General features: G+C 65.5%; 11 protein-coding genes. 5 read left to right on the top strand and 6 right to left on the bottom strand.

From position 1 onward, the window contains the following. Positions 1-41 precede the first annotated feature (41 nt). The gene (gene glgA, locus QE395_RS08490) at positions 42-1610 is read right to left on the bottom strand and encodes a glycogen synthase GlgA (RefSeq protein WP_306988501.1); all 1569 of its coding nucleotides are present in this window, start codon (positions 1608-1610) and stop codon (positions 42-44) included. Positions 1611-1935: 325 nt separating this feature from the next. After that, positions 1936-2733 carry an exodeoxyribonuclease III gene (xth, locus tag QE395_RS08485; RefSeq protein WP_095363987.1) on the bottom strand — a complete coding sequence of 266 codons (798 nt, stop codon included), beginning with the start codon at positions 2731-2733 and terminating at the stop codon, positions 1936-1938. Positions 2734-2895: 162 nt separating this feature from the next. Between xth and QE395_RS08480 the strand changes: the two genes are divergently transcribed. Further along, the gene (locus QE395_RS08480) at positions 2896-3570 is read left to right on the top strand and encodes a hypothetical protein (protein ID WP_141236259.1); all 675 of its coding nucleotides are present in this window, start codon (positions 2896-2898) and stop codon (positions 3568-3570) included. A 57-nt stretch (positions 3571-3627) separates the two neighbouring features. On the opposite strand, the gene QE395_RS08475 is transcribed toward QE395_RS08480, so the two are convergent. The 3 genes from QE395_RS08475 to QE395_RS08465 form a co-directional block, all read right to left on the bottom strand. After that, positions 3628-5007 carry a sorbosone dehydrogenase family protein gene (locus QE395_RS08475; RefSeq protein WP_249832567.1) on the bottom strand — a complete coding sequence of 460 codons (1380 nt, stop codon included), beginning with the start codon at positions 5005-5007 and terminating at the stop codon, positions 3628-3630. Beyond that, positions 5004-5426 (bottom strand): DUF2231 domain-containing protein, encoded by a 423-nt coding sequence (locus QE395_RS08470; RefSeq protein ID WP_306988498.1) that lies wholly within the window; start codon positions 5424-5426, stop codon positions 5004-5006. Before QE395_RS08470 ends, QE395_RS08475 begins: the two co-directional genes overlap by 4 nt. 66 nt (positions 5427-5492) lie before the next feature. Then, on the bottom strand, positions 5493-6857 hold the full coding sequence (locus QE395_RS08465; RefSeq protein ID WP_306988496.1) for a hypothetical protein: 1365 nt from the start codon (positions 6855-6857) through the stop codon (positions 5493-5495). 179 nt (positions 6858-7036) lie between these two features. On the opposite strand from QE395_RS08465, the gene QE395_RS08460 reads away from it, so the two are divergent. The 3 genes from QE395_RS08460 (at position 7037) to QE395_RS08450 (ending at position 11229) form a co-directional block, all read left to right on the top strand. Continuing rightward, complete coding sequence (locus tag QE395_RS08460) at positions 7037-8278, top strand: MFS transporter (protein WP_095363943.1); 1242 nt, start codon at positions 7037-7039, stop codon at positions 8276-8278. Positions 8279-8831: 553 nt separating this feature from the next. Beyond that, positions 8832-9650, top strand: a complete 819-nt coding sequence (locus tag QE395_RS08455; protein ID WP_306988493.1) for a Fic family protein — start codon at positions 8832-8834, stop codon at positions 9648-9650. An 814-nt stretch (positions 9651-10464) separates the two neighbouring features. Beyond that, a complete protein-coding gene (locus QE395_RS08450; RefSeq protein WP_141236257.1) occupies positions 10465-11229 on the top strand; it encodes a hypothetical protein in 765 nt (254 codons plus the stop codon). A gap of 126 nt (positions 11230-11355) precedes the next feature. Here QE395_RS08450 and QE395_RS08445 read toward each other — a convergent pair whose 3' ends face one another. Continuing rightward, on the bottom strand, positions 11356-12153 hold the full coding sequence (locus QE395_RS08445) for a helix-turn-helix transcriptional regulator (protein ID WP_068852322.1): 798 nt from the start codon (positions 12151-12153) through the stop codon (positions 11356-11358). A 94-nt stretch (positions 12154-12247) separates the two neighbouring features. Here QE395_RS08445 and QE395_RS08440 point away from each other — a divergent pair, with 94 nt between their 5' ends. Continuing rightward, positions 12248-12976, top strand: coding sequence for an SOS response-associated peptidase family protein (locus tag QE395_RS08440; protein WP_306988490.1), 729 nt, complete (start codon positions 12248-12250; stop codon positions 12974-12976). Positions 12977-12981: the final 5 nt, after the last annotated feature.

Genomic DNA, 12981 nt, shown 5'->3' with positions numbered 1-12981 from the left:
GGATGCGAAGCTGGCGTCGCGCGCAACGAAGGCGTGCTCGCTCATGCCTGCAGCTCCGGCACGCGCGCATCCAGTACACGCTCATACAGCCTCAGGTACTCCGTACCGGCCAGGTCCCAGCTGCTCGGCCGCAGCATGGCCGCGCGGCGCATGGCCGACAGCAGCCCGGGGATGCGGTAGGTGCGGAACGCACGCTGCACGCAGCGGCGCAGCGAGTCGGCGTCGGCCGAGTTGAACAGCAGGCCGGTCACGCCGTCCTCCACCGTGTCGATCAAGCCGCCGGTGGCATGCGCGATCGGCAGGCAGCCGAACCGCTGCGCATACATCTGGCTCAGCCCGCACGGCTCGAAGCGGGAGGGCATGAGCAGGAAATCGGCCCCGGCGAACATCTTGCGGGCGAAGCCTTCGTCGAACCCGGGATACACGCCCACGCTGGAGGGGAACCGCCGGGACAGCGCGGCCACTTCCGCTTCGATGCGCGGTTCACCGCCGCCGATGATGGCCAACTGGCCCCCGGCGGCGGCGATCTGGTGCGCTACCGCGCAGCTCAGGTCCAGGCCCTTCTGGTGGACCAGGCGCGATACCACCGCGAACAGCGGCCCGTCGCTGTGCGGCAGCCCCAGCGCACGCTGCACGCGCCGCTTGTTGGCGACCCGGCCTTCCCAGCGGTGCAGGTCGAAGTGTTCGCTCAGGTGCAGGTCGGTGCGCGGGTCCCAGCTGCTGTCGATGCCGTTGACGATGCCGCTCAAGCGACCGCTCGCCGCGTGGCGGGACAGCAGCGCGTCCAGCCCACAGCCCTGTTCGGGGCCGGTGATCTGGCGCGCGTAGCTCACGCTGACCGTGTTCACATGGTCGGCATGCACGATGCCCGCCTGCAGGAACGACAGCCGGCCATGGAAGGTGATGCTCTCGGCCTGCTCGGGCGAAACGCCCAGCACGGCGGCGTCTTCAAGCGGGAACAACCCCTGGTAGGCCAGGTTGTGGACGGTCAGCAGCGCGGGCACGTCCGAGCCGTACCAGCGCAGATAGGCGGCGGCCAGTGCGCACGGCCAATCATTCAGGTGCAGAAGTTCCGGCTGCCATTCCATGCCGGCATTGCCGCAGGCGATCACCGCCGCGGCGCGCGACAGCGCGGCGAAGCGCACCGCGTTGTCGCTCCAGTCCTGCCCGCTGCCATCCCCGTATGGACTGCCACCCCGCTGGAACAGCCCGGGGCACACCAGCACCAGCACCGGCACGCCACCCGCAAGCGTCTCCCCGATGTCGCAGGCGGGAATCCCGGCCCGTGCCGGCACGCGGCCCACCAACCGCAGGTCCGGCGCACCGGCGATGACTTCGTCGTAGCCCGGGATCAGCACCCGCACATCGGACCGGGTGCGCAGCGCACGTGGCAGCGCCGCGGCAACGTCGCCCAGCCCGCCGGCCTTGACGTAGTCCGCCATCTCGGAGGTGACGAACAGGACGCGCCGAGCCGGATCGACACGATCGAGCGGCGGCGGGGTGGTCTCCACGGCGCGAAGCCGGGGCGTGCGGCGAACGCGGGTGCCGCCTTCGTCGCCAGCGGGAACGGGCAAAGCCACGGGAACAGCGATCTGACGCAGATGCGACATGGGGGGAATCTCGAAGGTGGTACCGCGGTGGGGGTGCCCTCGGCATTGCGCCAAGGGCGGGGGTTTCTGCGGCGCCGGAAACGTCGCGCGCGAACCTTGGTTGGAATCTACCTGTGTGCGGAATAAACACCGCGTGAACTTGATGCGACAACATCGTGACCCCGCCACGCTTCGCAGGCGCAAGGTGCCTGCAATGCAGCGCTTGTCGCAGGCTGTCGATGCTTTTACGGCATGAGCAGATGCGTTCGCATCATGACCTTCGCGCCTGCAGCCGCCCGCCTGAATCCTTCATTCTCGGCCGCGTACTGTCACGCCTCCGTTGCAATCATTGCGGCGCGAGCGCCTCGATCCAGGTCGGCGCGTGGTCACTCGCTTTCTCCAGACCACGAACCCAGCGGTCCACACCGGCGTCCTTCAGTCCCTCGGCAAGAACGGGGTTGAGCAGCAGGTGGTCGATGCGAAGCCCGCGGTCGCGCTCGTAGTGCTGGCGGAAATAATCCCAGAACGTGTAGATCGTCTGCTCGCCGTAGACATGGCGGAGACTGTCGGTCCAGCCCTGTGCCAGCAGATCGGCGTAGGCCTCGCGCGCCTCCGGCTGCAACAGCGCATCCCGCCGCCACGACTTGGGATCGTAGATGTCCGCGTCGGTCGGGACCACGTTGAAGTCGCCGATCAGTGCGACCGGATGCGGCAGGCCGACCAGTCCCAGCGCGTGCCTGTGCAGCCGCTGCATCCACTTCAGCTTGTAATCGAACTTGGGCCCGGGCTGCGGATTGCCGTTGGGCAGGTACAGCCCTCCCACCAGCACGCCGTGCGCCGCCGCCTCCAGGTAGCGGCTCTGGTCGTCGGTGCGATCGCCCGGGAGCCCGCGCCGGCTTTCGATCGGGTCCTGCCCACGCGCCAGCAGCGCCACGCCGTTCCAGGCACGTTGCCCCTGCCACAGGCAGCCGTAGCCTGCGTCACGGATCTCGGTTTCAGGAAACGCATCCTGGCTGGCCTTGAGCTCCTGCAGCGCCACGATGTCGGGTTTCTCTTTCTCCAGCCACGCCAACAGGTGCGGAAGCCGCGTCTTGATTCCGTTGACGTTGAAGGTGGCAATCCGGAGGCGCCTGCGACGGGCCATGGCGTGCTCCAGCAGGAGGGAGTCGCCAGTATTCCCGGCATTGCGCTGCGTGCGCGTCAAGAGTCCGCTCACGGGGCCATCGCACCCAGGCTTCTGCCTGCTTCACTCCGCGCAACCTGGGCGGGCGCATGCTTGGGTTTCCCTTCCCTGGTGCCGCTTCCGATGCCCATCCTGTCCTCTCGTCCGCTGCTGCTGGCCGCCGTGCTGGCGTCTACCGCCTGTACGCCTTCGCCCGACGCGGAGGGACCGCCACAACCTAGCGGCGGGGATCCGGGTGCGGCGAAGGCGGCAGTCACCCACGAGGCGCGTGCAACATCGTCACCGCCTGCCGATGCCTTCAGTGAAACGCCGCCCGGCATCGCGCTGGCTGCAGTTCCTGGCATGGAGCTGCGCAGGGATTTCACCCGCAGCTACCTGACGCTGGATGGCTGGAAGCTGTTCGATGCCTCGGGCAGCACCGGTTCGCCACTGGCGGCCTTGGTGTTGGACGGGTCCAACGAGGTAACGGCTGCCGAGCTTCGCGTCGGACGCAGCGACGACGCCGGTGCCGTCGCCGACTGCCTGACGCCTCCCGCAGAAGCTACGGGGCCAGCCGACACCGTGGACATAGGCGGCGTGAGCTTCACCCACTTCCCGGTGGGCGACGCAGCGATGAGTCACTACGTATCGGCCGACAGCTACCGCGCAGTGCAGCACGCGCGGTGCTATGCGATTGATCTGGTAGTAGCCGGTACCCGGCCGGAGGTGTACGACCCGCCGCGTACACCGCCGTTCAGCACTGAGGATGCGCGGGACAAGCTTGCGGCTGCCTTGAAGGCCGTGCGCTGGGTGGAGTGAACGTCTGCGCCTGCGGCGTTGGGCCGCAGGCGCAAAGCAACCAGGCAGGGCCTGGCGCTACGGCGTCGGGGCCGAAGGCGCCGATGGGGTTGCCGGCGGCGTCGACGGAGTTGCCGAAGGCGGTGCCGCTGGCGTGGCGGGAGCTGCGGTCGGCGTGATCCGCCAGATGGTGTTGGCCAGGTCATCAGCCACGATCACGGCGCCGCGCGGATCGACGCTGACGCCCACCGGCCGGCCGCGGGTCTTGCCGTCATCGCCGCGGAAGCCGGTGGCGAAATCGATCGCTTCTCCGGCGGGCTTGCCATCACGGAACGGCACGAACACCACCTTGTAGCCGACCGGTGGATTGCGGTTCCAGCTGCCGTGCTGGCCGACGAAGACGCCGTCGGTGAAGTTGCCGCCCACCGCCGGGTTGGCGAACGCCACGCCCAGCGCGGCCACGTGCGAGCCCAGCGCGAAGTCCGGGGTCAGCGCGGATGCCACCTTCTCCGGGTTCTGCGGCATCACCCGGCGGTCCACGTGCTTGCCCCAGTAGCTGTAGGGCCAGCCATAGAAGCCGCCGTCGCGCACCGAAGTAAGGTAATCCGGCACCAGGTTCGGCCCGATTTCGTCACGTTCGTTGACCACCGCCCACAACGTGCCGGTGCCGGGCTGTACGGCCAGTGCCGTGGGATTGCGGATGCCGCTGGCGTAGGTGCGGTGCGCACCGGTCTGCGCATCGATCTCCCAGACCTGGGCGCGATCGATCTCCGCCGCCATGCCGCGTTCGGTGATGTTGCTGTTGGAGCCGATGCCCACGTACAGGTGGCTGCCATCGGCGCTGGCGGCCAGCGACTTGGTCCAATGGTGGTTGATGGCCGACGGCAGGTCGGTCACCTTGGTCGGCGCACCGCTGGCCTTGGTCTGGCCTTCGGTGTAGTCGAAGCGCACCAGCGCATCCTGGTTGGCCACGTACAGGGCGTTGCCCACCAGTGCCAGCCCGTACGGGGCATTGAGCTTGTCGGCAAACACCGTCTTCAGCTCATACACGCCGTCGCCATCGGCATCCCGCAGCAGTGTCAGGCGGTTGCCGCTCTTCACCTGCGTATTGCCCTTGGCCTTGATCTTGCCGGCAATCACATCCTTCGGCTTGAGGTTGGGCGCGCTGCCGCCCCGACCTTCGGCTACCAGGATGTCGCCATTGGGCAGCACCAGGGTCTGGCGCGGAATGGCCAGGTCGGTGGCGATCGCCGAGACCTTGAAACCGGCCGGCACGGTGGGAACGGTATCGCCCCACGCGGTCGGCTGGGCAATGGTCATGTCCGGCATCACGCCGCGATGGGGCTTGGGCAGTTCCGGGTTGGCACCCAGCTGCTGCAGCTCCGGCGCCTTGCCACTGCAGGCGGCCAGGGCCACGGTGAGTACGGAAAGTGCGAATACCTTCGGGGCGCGGTTCACAGGACACCTCCCACGCGCACACGGACGCTGGCGAAGCCCAGCCAGGTGGCGATCAACGCCAGCACCGTGACGATCACCGACCACAGCAGCGCGGCCGGCATGATCGCCCAGGCATCGCGTGCGTGGTGCAGCGAGTTGATGAAGCCCACGATCCAACTGGCCGCCAGCACGATGACGTAGAAGCCGTTACGGCTGCCGCGCACCAGGCCCACCAGGCCGCACAACAGCGCCAACGTGGTCATGACCATCGCCCCGACCAGCAGCCAGGAGGCGAAGTTGCTCCACTGGATTTCGTAGGTGTTCCAGTACGCGTAATCGGCCAGCAGCGCGCCGAGGAACAGCGGCAGCACGCCGCCGAGCACGGCGGCATGGAATGGATGGATGACCCAGTGGCGGGTCACGACGGCGGTTGTGGACACGGCTGTCTCCTGAGGGGAATGCAACCGGTATCCTGCCACCGCCTGCGTGACGGGCGGTTGATGTGCTCAGCGCCAGTCGGCGGGCAGCTTCCGCGTGCGGGTGCGGTACTTCATCGTTCCGTTGCGCAGAGTGCCCTCCGTCGTCTGCAGGTGCTCGCCATCGGGCGACAGCGATTCCTCCCAGCTGGCCACCTGCTGCAGCTGGCCGTCCACATAACGGTAGGTTTCGGTGGCGTGCGAGCAGCAGCCGCCGCGCGAGGCGGAGATGAGGGTGCGCGTGGCGGGGTCGATGTCCAGCTGTGGCAGGCTCGACAGCGTTGGCTCGAACACGAAGGCCTGGGCCACCGGGTCGAACAGGTACAGGTTCCGCGTGGCATTCGGGCCTGCACCCCCGGCGTATCCGGGTACGCTCAGGTCGGGCCAGCCGTCGAAGTTGGCGTCCACCAGCTGCACCACGTCCGGGCCGGCGCTCAGCGGCTCGGCATCGATGTCGCGCAGGATCTGCCGGCGCTGGCCGGTCGTGGCGTCCAGGATGTCGATGGCCTGCAGCACCGCTTGATCGTCGTCGGCGGGCGCAACGACCAGCACGAAACGCAGGTGGTCGGTGGTTGCCTGCTGGGGAATCCGCATATCGCCGGCGGCAAGATCATCCCGACGGATCCAGCCGGGCGTCGCCGCGCCGTCTGCCGCCACTTCTTCAATGGCGATCCACTCAGCGCCCCTGCTGAGCACACCGGCATAGCGCCCCGCGGCAAGCGTGCCGGATGCCGTACCGTCCCCGGCGCTTCGGTAGACCGGGGTGTCCATGGTCGCCGCGAACACGTCGATGTAGGGTCGTGGCGCCTGCAGGAAGAACCCGTCGCGATAGTGGGTTACCTGGTAGTGGTGCACAGACCTGCCGTAAGCGTCGGGCGCACACACGCCGCCCACCGCACAGGCGCCGATCTCATCCGGGGTGGGCTTGCGGCTGCCGGGAACCTGCTCGGTACGGATCAGCGTTTTCTGGTCCGCCCAGCGCAGCGTGAAGGCGCGTTCGGTCCAGGCCAGCGCCGCTTCGCTGTCCGCGCTGCCAATGTTGGTGCGGCAGAAGGGCTGCGCCTCGGAACGTTCGTTCCAATCGGGAAAGGCATAGGCCGGGCACAGCCGGTTGGCGCTGTTGATGTCGTGGCGGTACACCGCATCGGTGACGAATACCAGCTTGTTCAACGCCTCGCCCGGATCGCGCGACACGAAGGCGTAGCGCACGTTCGCCGCGTCGGGAATCGCGGTGGCAAGAAGGTCCTGCTGGATTTCGCCTGCGGCCGGCGCTGCCGCCGTTTCTGCCTGGGGCGCCTCGGGCGAGAGCTGGTAAATCCCGGGTTCCAGCAGCGGTCCCGCTTCGGCATGGGTCATCAGGATGGCAAGCAACAGCGCGGCGTAGCGGATTCTCATGCCGCCATCATGCGTGATGTCCCTAACGCGACGATAGTGGTCCCTATCGCGCGAGACGGCAGCGTGCGGTCGGCTTACCCTCGTGCTCCGCTTGTCCCCCACCAGGTCCAGGCTGGAGCACGCGCCGGATCCCTGGCGGCGTGGCCGGCCGGGACCGCAGCTGTATTTCCAATGGTCCCATGAGCACAGAAACCCCGCCGTCCGCTCCGCCCGCCGTCCCAGCTTCCCCGGTACTGCCTGCCGCGTCCGATCCCGCCCACCAGGGCTTTGCGATCCGCATCGTGGGTGCCGCCGCGTTCGCGCACCTGCTCAACGACATGATCCAGGCCGTGCTGCCGGCCGTGTACCCGATGTTCAAGAGCCAGTTCGCGCTGACCTTCGGCCAGATCGGCACCATCGCGCTGGTCTACCAGTTCACCGCCTCGCTGCTGCAGCCGTGGGTGGGCATGTACACGGACAAGCGCCCGCTGCCCTACCTGCTGCCCTCCGGCATGATCGCCACGTTCGTCGGCATCGGCATGATGGCCATGGCCAGCAGTTACGAAATGCTGCTGCTGGCTGCCGCCGTGGTGGGCGTGGGCTCGGCCACGTTCCACCCGGAAGCTTCGCGGGTGGCGCGCATGGCCTCGGGCGGGCGTTTCGGCACCGCGCAGTCCACCTTCCAGGTCGGCGGCAATACCGGCTCGGCCATCGGCCCGCTGCTGGCCGCTGCCGTGGTGATTCCGCACGGCCAGCGCGCCATCGGCTGGTTCCTGCTGATCGCCGCCGTGGCCATCTTCGTGCTGTTCCGGCTGACCGGTTGGACCGTGCGCCACGGCCAGGCCAAGATGAACAGCTTGGCGCGCTCGCATGGCATCGGCCTGAGCCGCGGCAAGGTGGTGCAGGCCATCGCGGTGATCGCTGTGCTGATGTTCGCCAAGTTCGTGTACATCGCCTCCATCACCAACTACTTCACCTTCTACCTGATCGAACGTTTCCACCTGAGCGTGCAGCAGAGCCAGATGTACCTGTTCGTGTTCCTGGCGTCGATCGCGCTGGGCACCTTCATCGGCGGCCCGGTGGGTGACCGGATCGGGCGCAAGGCAGTGATCTGGATTTCGTTCCTGGGCGTGGCGCCGTTCGCGCTTGCCCTGCCCTATGCCAATCTGATGGGCACTGCGGTGTTGGCCGTTGCCGTCGGGCTGGTGATGTCGTCTGCGTTTGCCGCGCTGGTGGTGTATGCGCAGGAAGCGGTGCCGGGGCGCGTCGGGATGGTGTCCGGGCTCATGTTCGGGCTGATGTTCGGTATCGGTGGGATCGGCGCGGCCGGGTTGGGAAAGCTGGCTGACATCCATGGCATCGTGTGGGTCTACCACCTCACCTCGTTCCTGCCGTTGTTGGGGTTGGCTACTGCGTTTCTGCCGAAGACCAACGGGCGCTGACATAGTTGCCGACTAACAGTCGGCACTACCGTTTCGCGTCAGACTTTTCGCGTTATTGGAAGCTGACAGCTGCAGCTCGCTAGCTAACGATCGACGGGAAATATCACTGCGGCCCACAAGTGCCGTGAAGATCAATTGGATATCCAGCGTGCGCCGAAATACGCTGCTCAGCCTCCGCACTCAATTGCGGATGCCGGAAAGTAATTCAACTTTCCAGCCAGGAGCAAAGCGAGACTCGGCAAATGGATTGTCCACTGCAAGCAAGTGTTACCCGTAGAGTTCCGTCGCGCTCGCCCTGGGCGCGAGCATCGCTCCCTGAGATTGAGGCCTGCCTCAGCTCAGCCTGCCTTGGCAGCGAAGTTGCGTGACCAACTTCACGCTCTATCGTCCGAAGAGGCCGAGCCAATTCGCGGCCATGGTTCGCGCACTGGATGGAAGTAAGCCGTACATCTACTCACATCCAGCCCCTCTCCAGGGGCTTGACGCTCCGTCCCGAGCTGCCGGCCGCATATCGTGCGACCTGCTCTTTCTGATTGCCCGAAGAATTGAGGCATTGAGCAGCGGCAAACAGAGGATGGTGACTCACGGGGCGATCCCCACCGATATCGGCTCCCACTCGCTGCGAATGGTATCGGCCTACCGCTCTAAAGCAACACTCGTATCGGCTATTGACCCTGATGAGATCCTGAGCTTTTCACGGAACTCTGGCAGCAGCACGCCGAGCATTCGCGACAGCCTTACATGGGTCGACGGGGCCACATTCCAGGATGCCTGGCTTGTGCCACCCCCAGTAGCGCACATCACTTCCCTACTTGCAGATCTACGCGAATTCCTGGGGCGAGAACTTGCCTGCGCCTGTCCGACGCAGATCGCCCAGATTTTCCTCTTCCAGTTCACCCATATCCATCCTCTATCCGACGGCAATGGGCGCTTCGCGCGACTGTGGATGTCCGCACTGAGCCTTGCCAGCCAGGATTCCGGAGGATTAGCGCTGTCGCTGATGTTGCTTGAAGACCGCCGCCAATTTGGCCGCGCATGGTCAGGAGACGCAGGTGCGATAAGCAAACTGCAGGTGGATGCGACCCGCACCTCAACAGCACTAGTCCGCCTTGGCCAACTAACAGAACAAGTCCTGCGACTTTATCCCGACAGCAAGCCATGGCGGACGCTGGTGGTCTCGACATGCTGCTTTGGCAGGTTCTCGGAAGAAACGATCCGGGCAATTGATCGCACCGGGGCATCACTCGCAGGAAAGATCCTCACCACTGCGACCAACACATTGAACCTGCATAGGGAAAGGAACGAAGAATGCCCCATCAATAGACTCATCGCGTGCATCGACGAGCTAAATACACCAACAGGAATTGAATGAGCCCCATGGAAGCAGCGCAGCACAAAAACCCGAACAAGAGGCCAGCTTCAAAGACAAGTCTATGCAAGTCAATCCGCTCTCTGATTTACCTCACCTTGATCTGCAGCGGAGGGTTGGTGTCGCAGAACTCAGTTGCCGACACGACCGATACCCGGAATGAAGACACAATCGAAGTAACGCACCCTCGCCCCAGCGATCCGGAACCAGACCCGTGGCCTGGTAGTGATGTCTCAAATGGCGGAAACCATGGAGGCGGAGGAGACGGGGGACAGGGAAGCACCGGCCCGCACCCGAGGTGCACCGAGCTCCTTGCCCGAAAGCCTCCCCAGTGCCCCAACCCCATTCCCCTCCCCGGAGGACCAGAGTACGGGCGCGAGCGGTATCCGAACGGAAGCGGGCTGGCCAAGCTGCTCTATTACCGCGAACAGCCCAGCACGTCACCGCGAGCCCGCGGACAAGTTACGGCAGCGCTGAATGGCCATACCAACTTTATCGTCGCCGGAGGCTATCCAGTCAATCAGATCAACGAACAATTCTTCCGCACGCTATCAAATGCATGCTCATTACAGACACAGGATTCGGATTCCTACCGACTGGGTATTGGGCTGACCAATCCGGAACGACTATGTCTTGGTGCAATGGGAAGGCTGCAGGCGGAAGCCGAACCTACAATGTCGTTTACCCAGTTCTTTGCTCAATGGCTCAATCGCGAAGGAATCAGTCTTTCGGACTATTTCCCACAGACACTTGTCAACGCGCTTAATCCGGCGAACTCTCTTAGGATCAAGTACGATCACGTCACTCAGGAGACAACTTGCTCTCGCTGGTGGACGCAGATTCAGGAAAAGCAATGCAGCATTTGACCAAGAAGTTCTCCATGCGCAACCACAGGCTCGTGTTGTCGATCTCAATCATGATAGTCCTGACGACAAGCGCAGGCTGCGTTCGGCACGAGAACGCACCGGCAAAGGAAGCGGAATTGGAGAAGGCTGCCCAGGTGGCTTCCGAGCCAAGTGCGGACAATTCCTCAGCGCCCCCTCCTCCTGGCAGCTCAACTCCATCGCAGGAGCTTTTGTCATTGGCATACATCTGCGAAGCGGGTCCTGTTTGCGACGCGGATATTCTCGGCGCAAATACACCCGAAGAGGCCCGGTGGCTGTTACAGAATGGGTATCCATCCTCCGAGCTGCTGAATCGACTCGAGGCCATGTCAGATCGTCAGCTGAAGCGCGAGGCTGATAGAGGCTCGCTGGCGGCGATGGTCAACTATGGCCAACGATTGGCTTCGCAAGGAGATACCGATGCTGGTCTCGTGTACATCTTCGATGCGACTCAGCGAGGCAGCATCTATGGTTATTACGCAATGTCGAGAGTGTATGGGACACCGGGATTGGGCGGCATCGTAGAGTCCGGCGCGTATCTGAGAGTCGCCTACATTCTCGGTGATTCCAAGGCAAGTGACGAGCTGCAGCGGCGCTTTCCTGGACTGCAGCAGATGGAACAGGCGGCCATCGACCGACGCGCGTCACAGCTGTACCAGTCGTTTGCCCATTCCCGGCAACCAACGCCGCGCCCCTGATTGATACAGATGTCTCTCGCTGCCGACCCAACGGTCGGCAGCTTCAGTGCTTTGCCGACCGACATTCAGCACTACCGTCAGCACGACCTTTCGCTTGGGTGGCGGGGATCCGGCCAGCGGCCGGCACTACTCGAAGAACTGGCTGGGCAGCTGGCCGAAGCGCTTCTTGAACATGGCGGTGAACGCGCTGGGGCTCGCGTAGCCTTGCGACAGCGCTACGTCGATGACCTTCTCGCCATGGGCGAGGCGTTCGAGGGCGCGGACGAGCCGGATCTGCTGGCGCCATTGACCGAACGTCATGTGCAGTTCGCGCGCGCACAGGCGCTGGATCGTCTTGGCGTCCACGCCGAGGCGAACGGCCCAGTCCTGCAGCGTGGAAGCGTCGTCGGGCGCGGCATCCCAATGCTGCGCGATCTGCTGCAGGCGCGGGTCGACCGGTTCCGGAACATGCAGTGGCAGCACCGGCAGCGCCTGCAGTTCATCCAGGATCAGCTGCATGAGATGGCCGTCGCGTGAGTCCGGAACGTAGGGCTGCTCCACGATGGCGGCCGCACCGATCAGTTCGGCCAGCAAGGGCGTGATCGACACGGTCGCTGCGCTGGGCGGCGCATCGGCGATGGCCTGCGGCAGGATGTACAGGCTGCGCATGCGCACCGCGCCGATGCAGCTCACCTTGTGGCCGATCCCGGCCGGCATCCAGATCGCGCGCGTGCTGGGCACCACCCATCGCCCTGCCCCGGCCTGCACCACCAGCACGCCGGAGGCGGCGTAGACCAGCTGGTGGCGGTCCGGATGGTGGTGCAGCGGAATCACCGTGCCGGCGGCGTAATCGCGCGCCCGGCACAGCACGGCGGACTCGGGGCCCAGCGGCAGGCGCTGGCCCGCGGCGTCAACCGGCGGGATGTCTTTTTTCCGATGAGGCATGGGCAGATACCGCGAAACAACCACCCCGCGACTCTAGCGCCGCCCGCGCCGCCACTCAACCACACGCTCACGGCACGCGCCCTACTCTGCACCCATGCGTCGTTTCGCCCAAGCCATTGCCGAGCCGGAATCGGTCCCCGACGGACTGCCGCGCGGTCTCGCCACTGCCGTGGCCGCAGCGCCGGACCGCTACAACATCGGCAAGGGTTCCACGGCATCGGTGCTGGCCCGCAATGCCGATGGCGAGCTGATCGTGACCGACATGGTCTGGGGCCTGGTGCCGCGCTGGTCGAAGACGCCGGATACGCCCTACACCACTGTCACCGCCCGCCTGGACCGGGCGCCGGGCAGCCGCATCTTCGCCAAGGCCTGGGCCGAACGCCCGTGCGTGATTCCGATGACCGGTTACTACAAGCTGGACCGCCAGCGCCGGCCGCCGTGGCCGCAGTTCGTGCAGCGGCGCGATGGCCTGGCCCTGTTGGCCGCCGGCCTCTGGGAGCACTGGGAGGACGGCGACGGCCACGCGATGGATTCCTTCAGCGTGCTCACCGCACCCAACCGCGCCATTCCGGAACCGCTGACGCCGGATGGGCCGGTGTTCCTGTCCGCCGAGCTGGCACTGGCATGGCTTTCCGGTGCCGCCAACACCCCTGCGTCGCTGCGGGTACGCTCGCCGGCACTGGAGGCGTATCCGGTCGGACGCGCCTTCCGCGACCTCAAGCGCGACGACTACACGCTGCTGGAACCGGTCGATCCGGACCTGGAAACGACATCGACGCCCCCGGTGGACGGGGACGGCGATGGCTGGGACGAGGACAGCTGAGCGGG

The sequence above is a fragment of the Stenotrophomonas sp. SORGH_AS_0282 genome (assembly GCF_030818125.1).
Taxonomy (GTDB): domain Bacteria; phylum Pseudomonadota; class Gammaproteobacteria; order Xanthomonadales; family Xanthomonadaceae; genus Stenotrophomonas; species Stenotrophomonas rhizophila_A.
Note: the sequence above shows the minus strand (reverse complement) of the source record. Positions and strands in the feature narration are given on the sequence as shown.

Coding starts and splice junctions, on each gene's coding strand:
- glgA (WP_306988501.1), bottom strand. CDS start 1,610: ATGTCGCATCTGCGTCAGATCGCTGTTCCCGTGGCTTTGCCCGTTCCC.
- xth (WP_095363987.1), bottom strand. CDS start 2,733: ATGGCCCGTCGCAGGCGCCTCCGGATTGCCACCTTCAACGTCAACGGA.
- QE395_RS08480 (WP_141236259.1), top strand. CDS start 2,896: ATGCCCATCCTGTCCTCTCGTCCGCTGCTGCTGGCCGCCGTGCTGGCG.
- QE395_RS08465 (WP_306988496.1), bottom strand. CDS start 6,857: ATGAGAATCCGCTACGCCGCGCTGTTGCTTGCCATCCTGATGACCCAT.
- QE395_RS08460 (WP_095363943.1), top strand. CDS start 7,037: ATGAGCACAGAAACCCCGCCGTCCGCTCCGCCCGCCGTCCCAGCTTCC.
- QE395_RS08445 (WP_068852322.1), bottom strand. CDS start 12,153: ATGCCTCATCGGAAAAAAGACATCCCGCCGGTTGACGCCGCGGGCCAG.
- QE395_RS08440 (WP_306988490.1), top strand. CDS start 12,248: ATGCGTCGTTTCGCCCAAGCCATTGCCGAGCCGGAATCGGTCCCCGAC.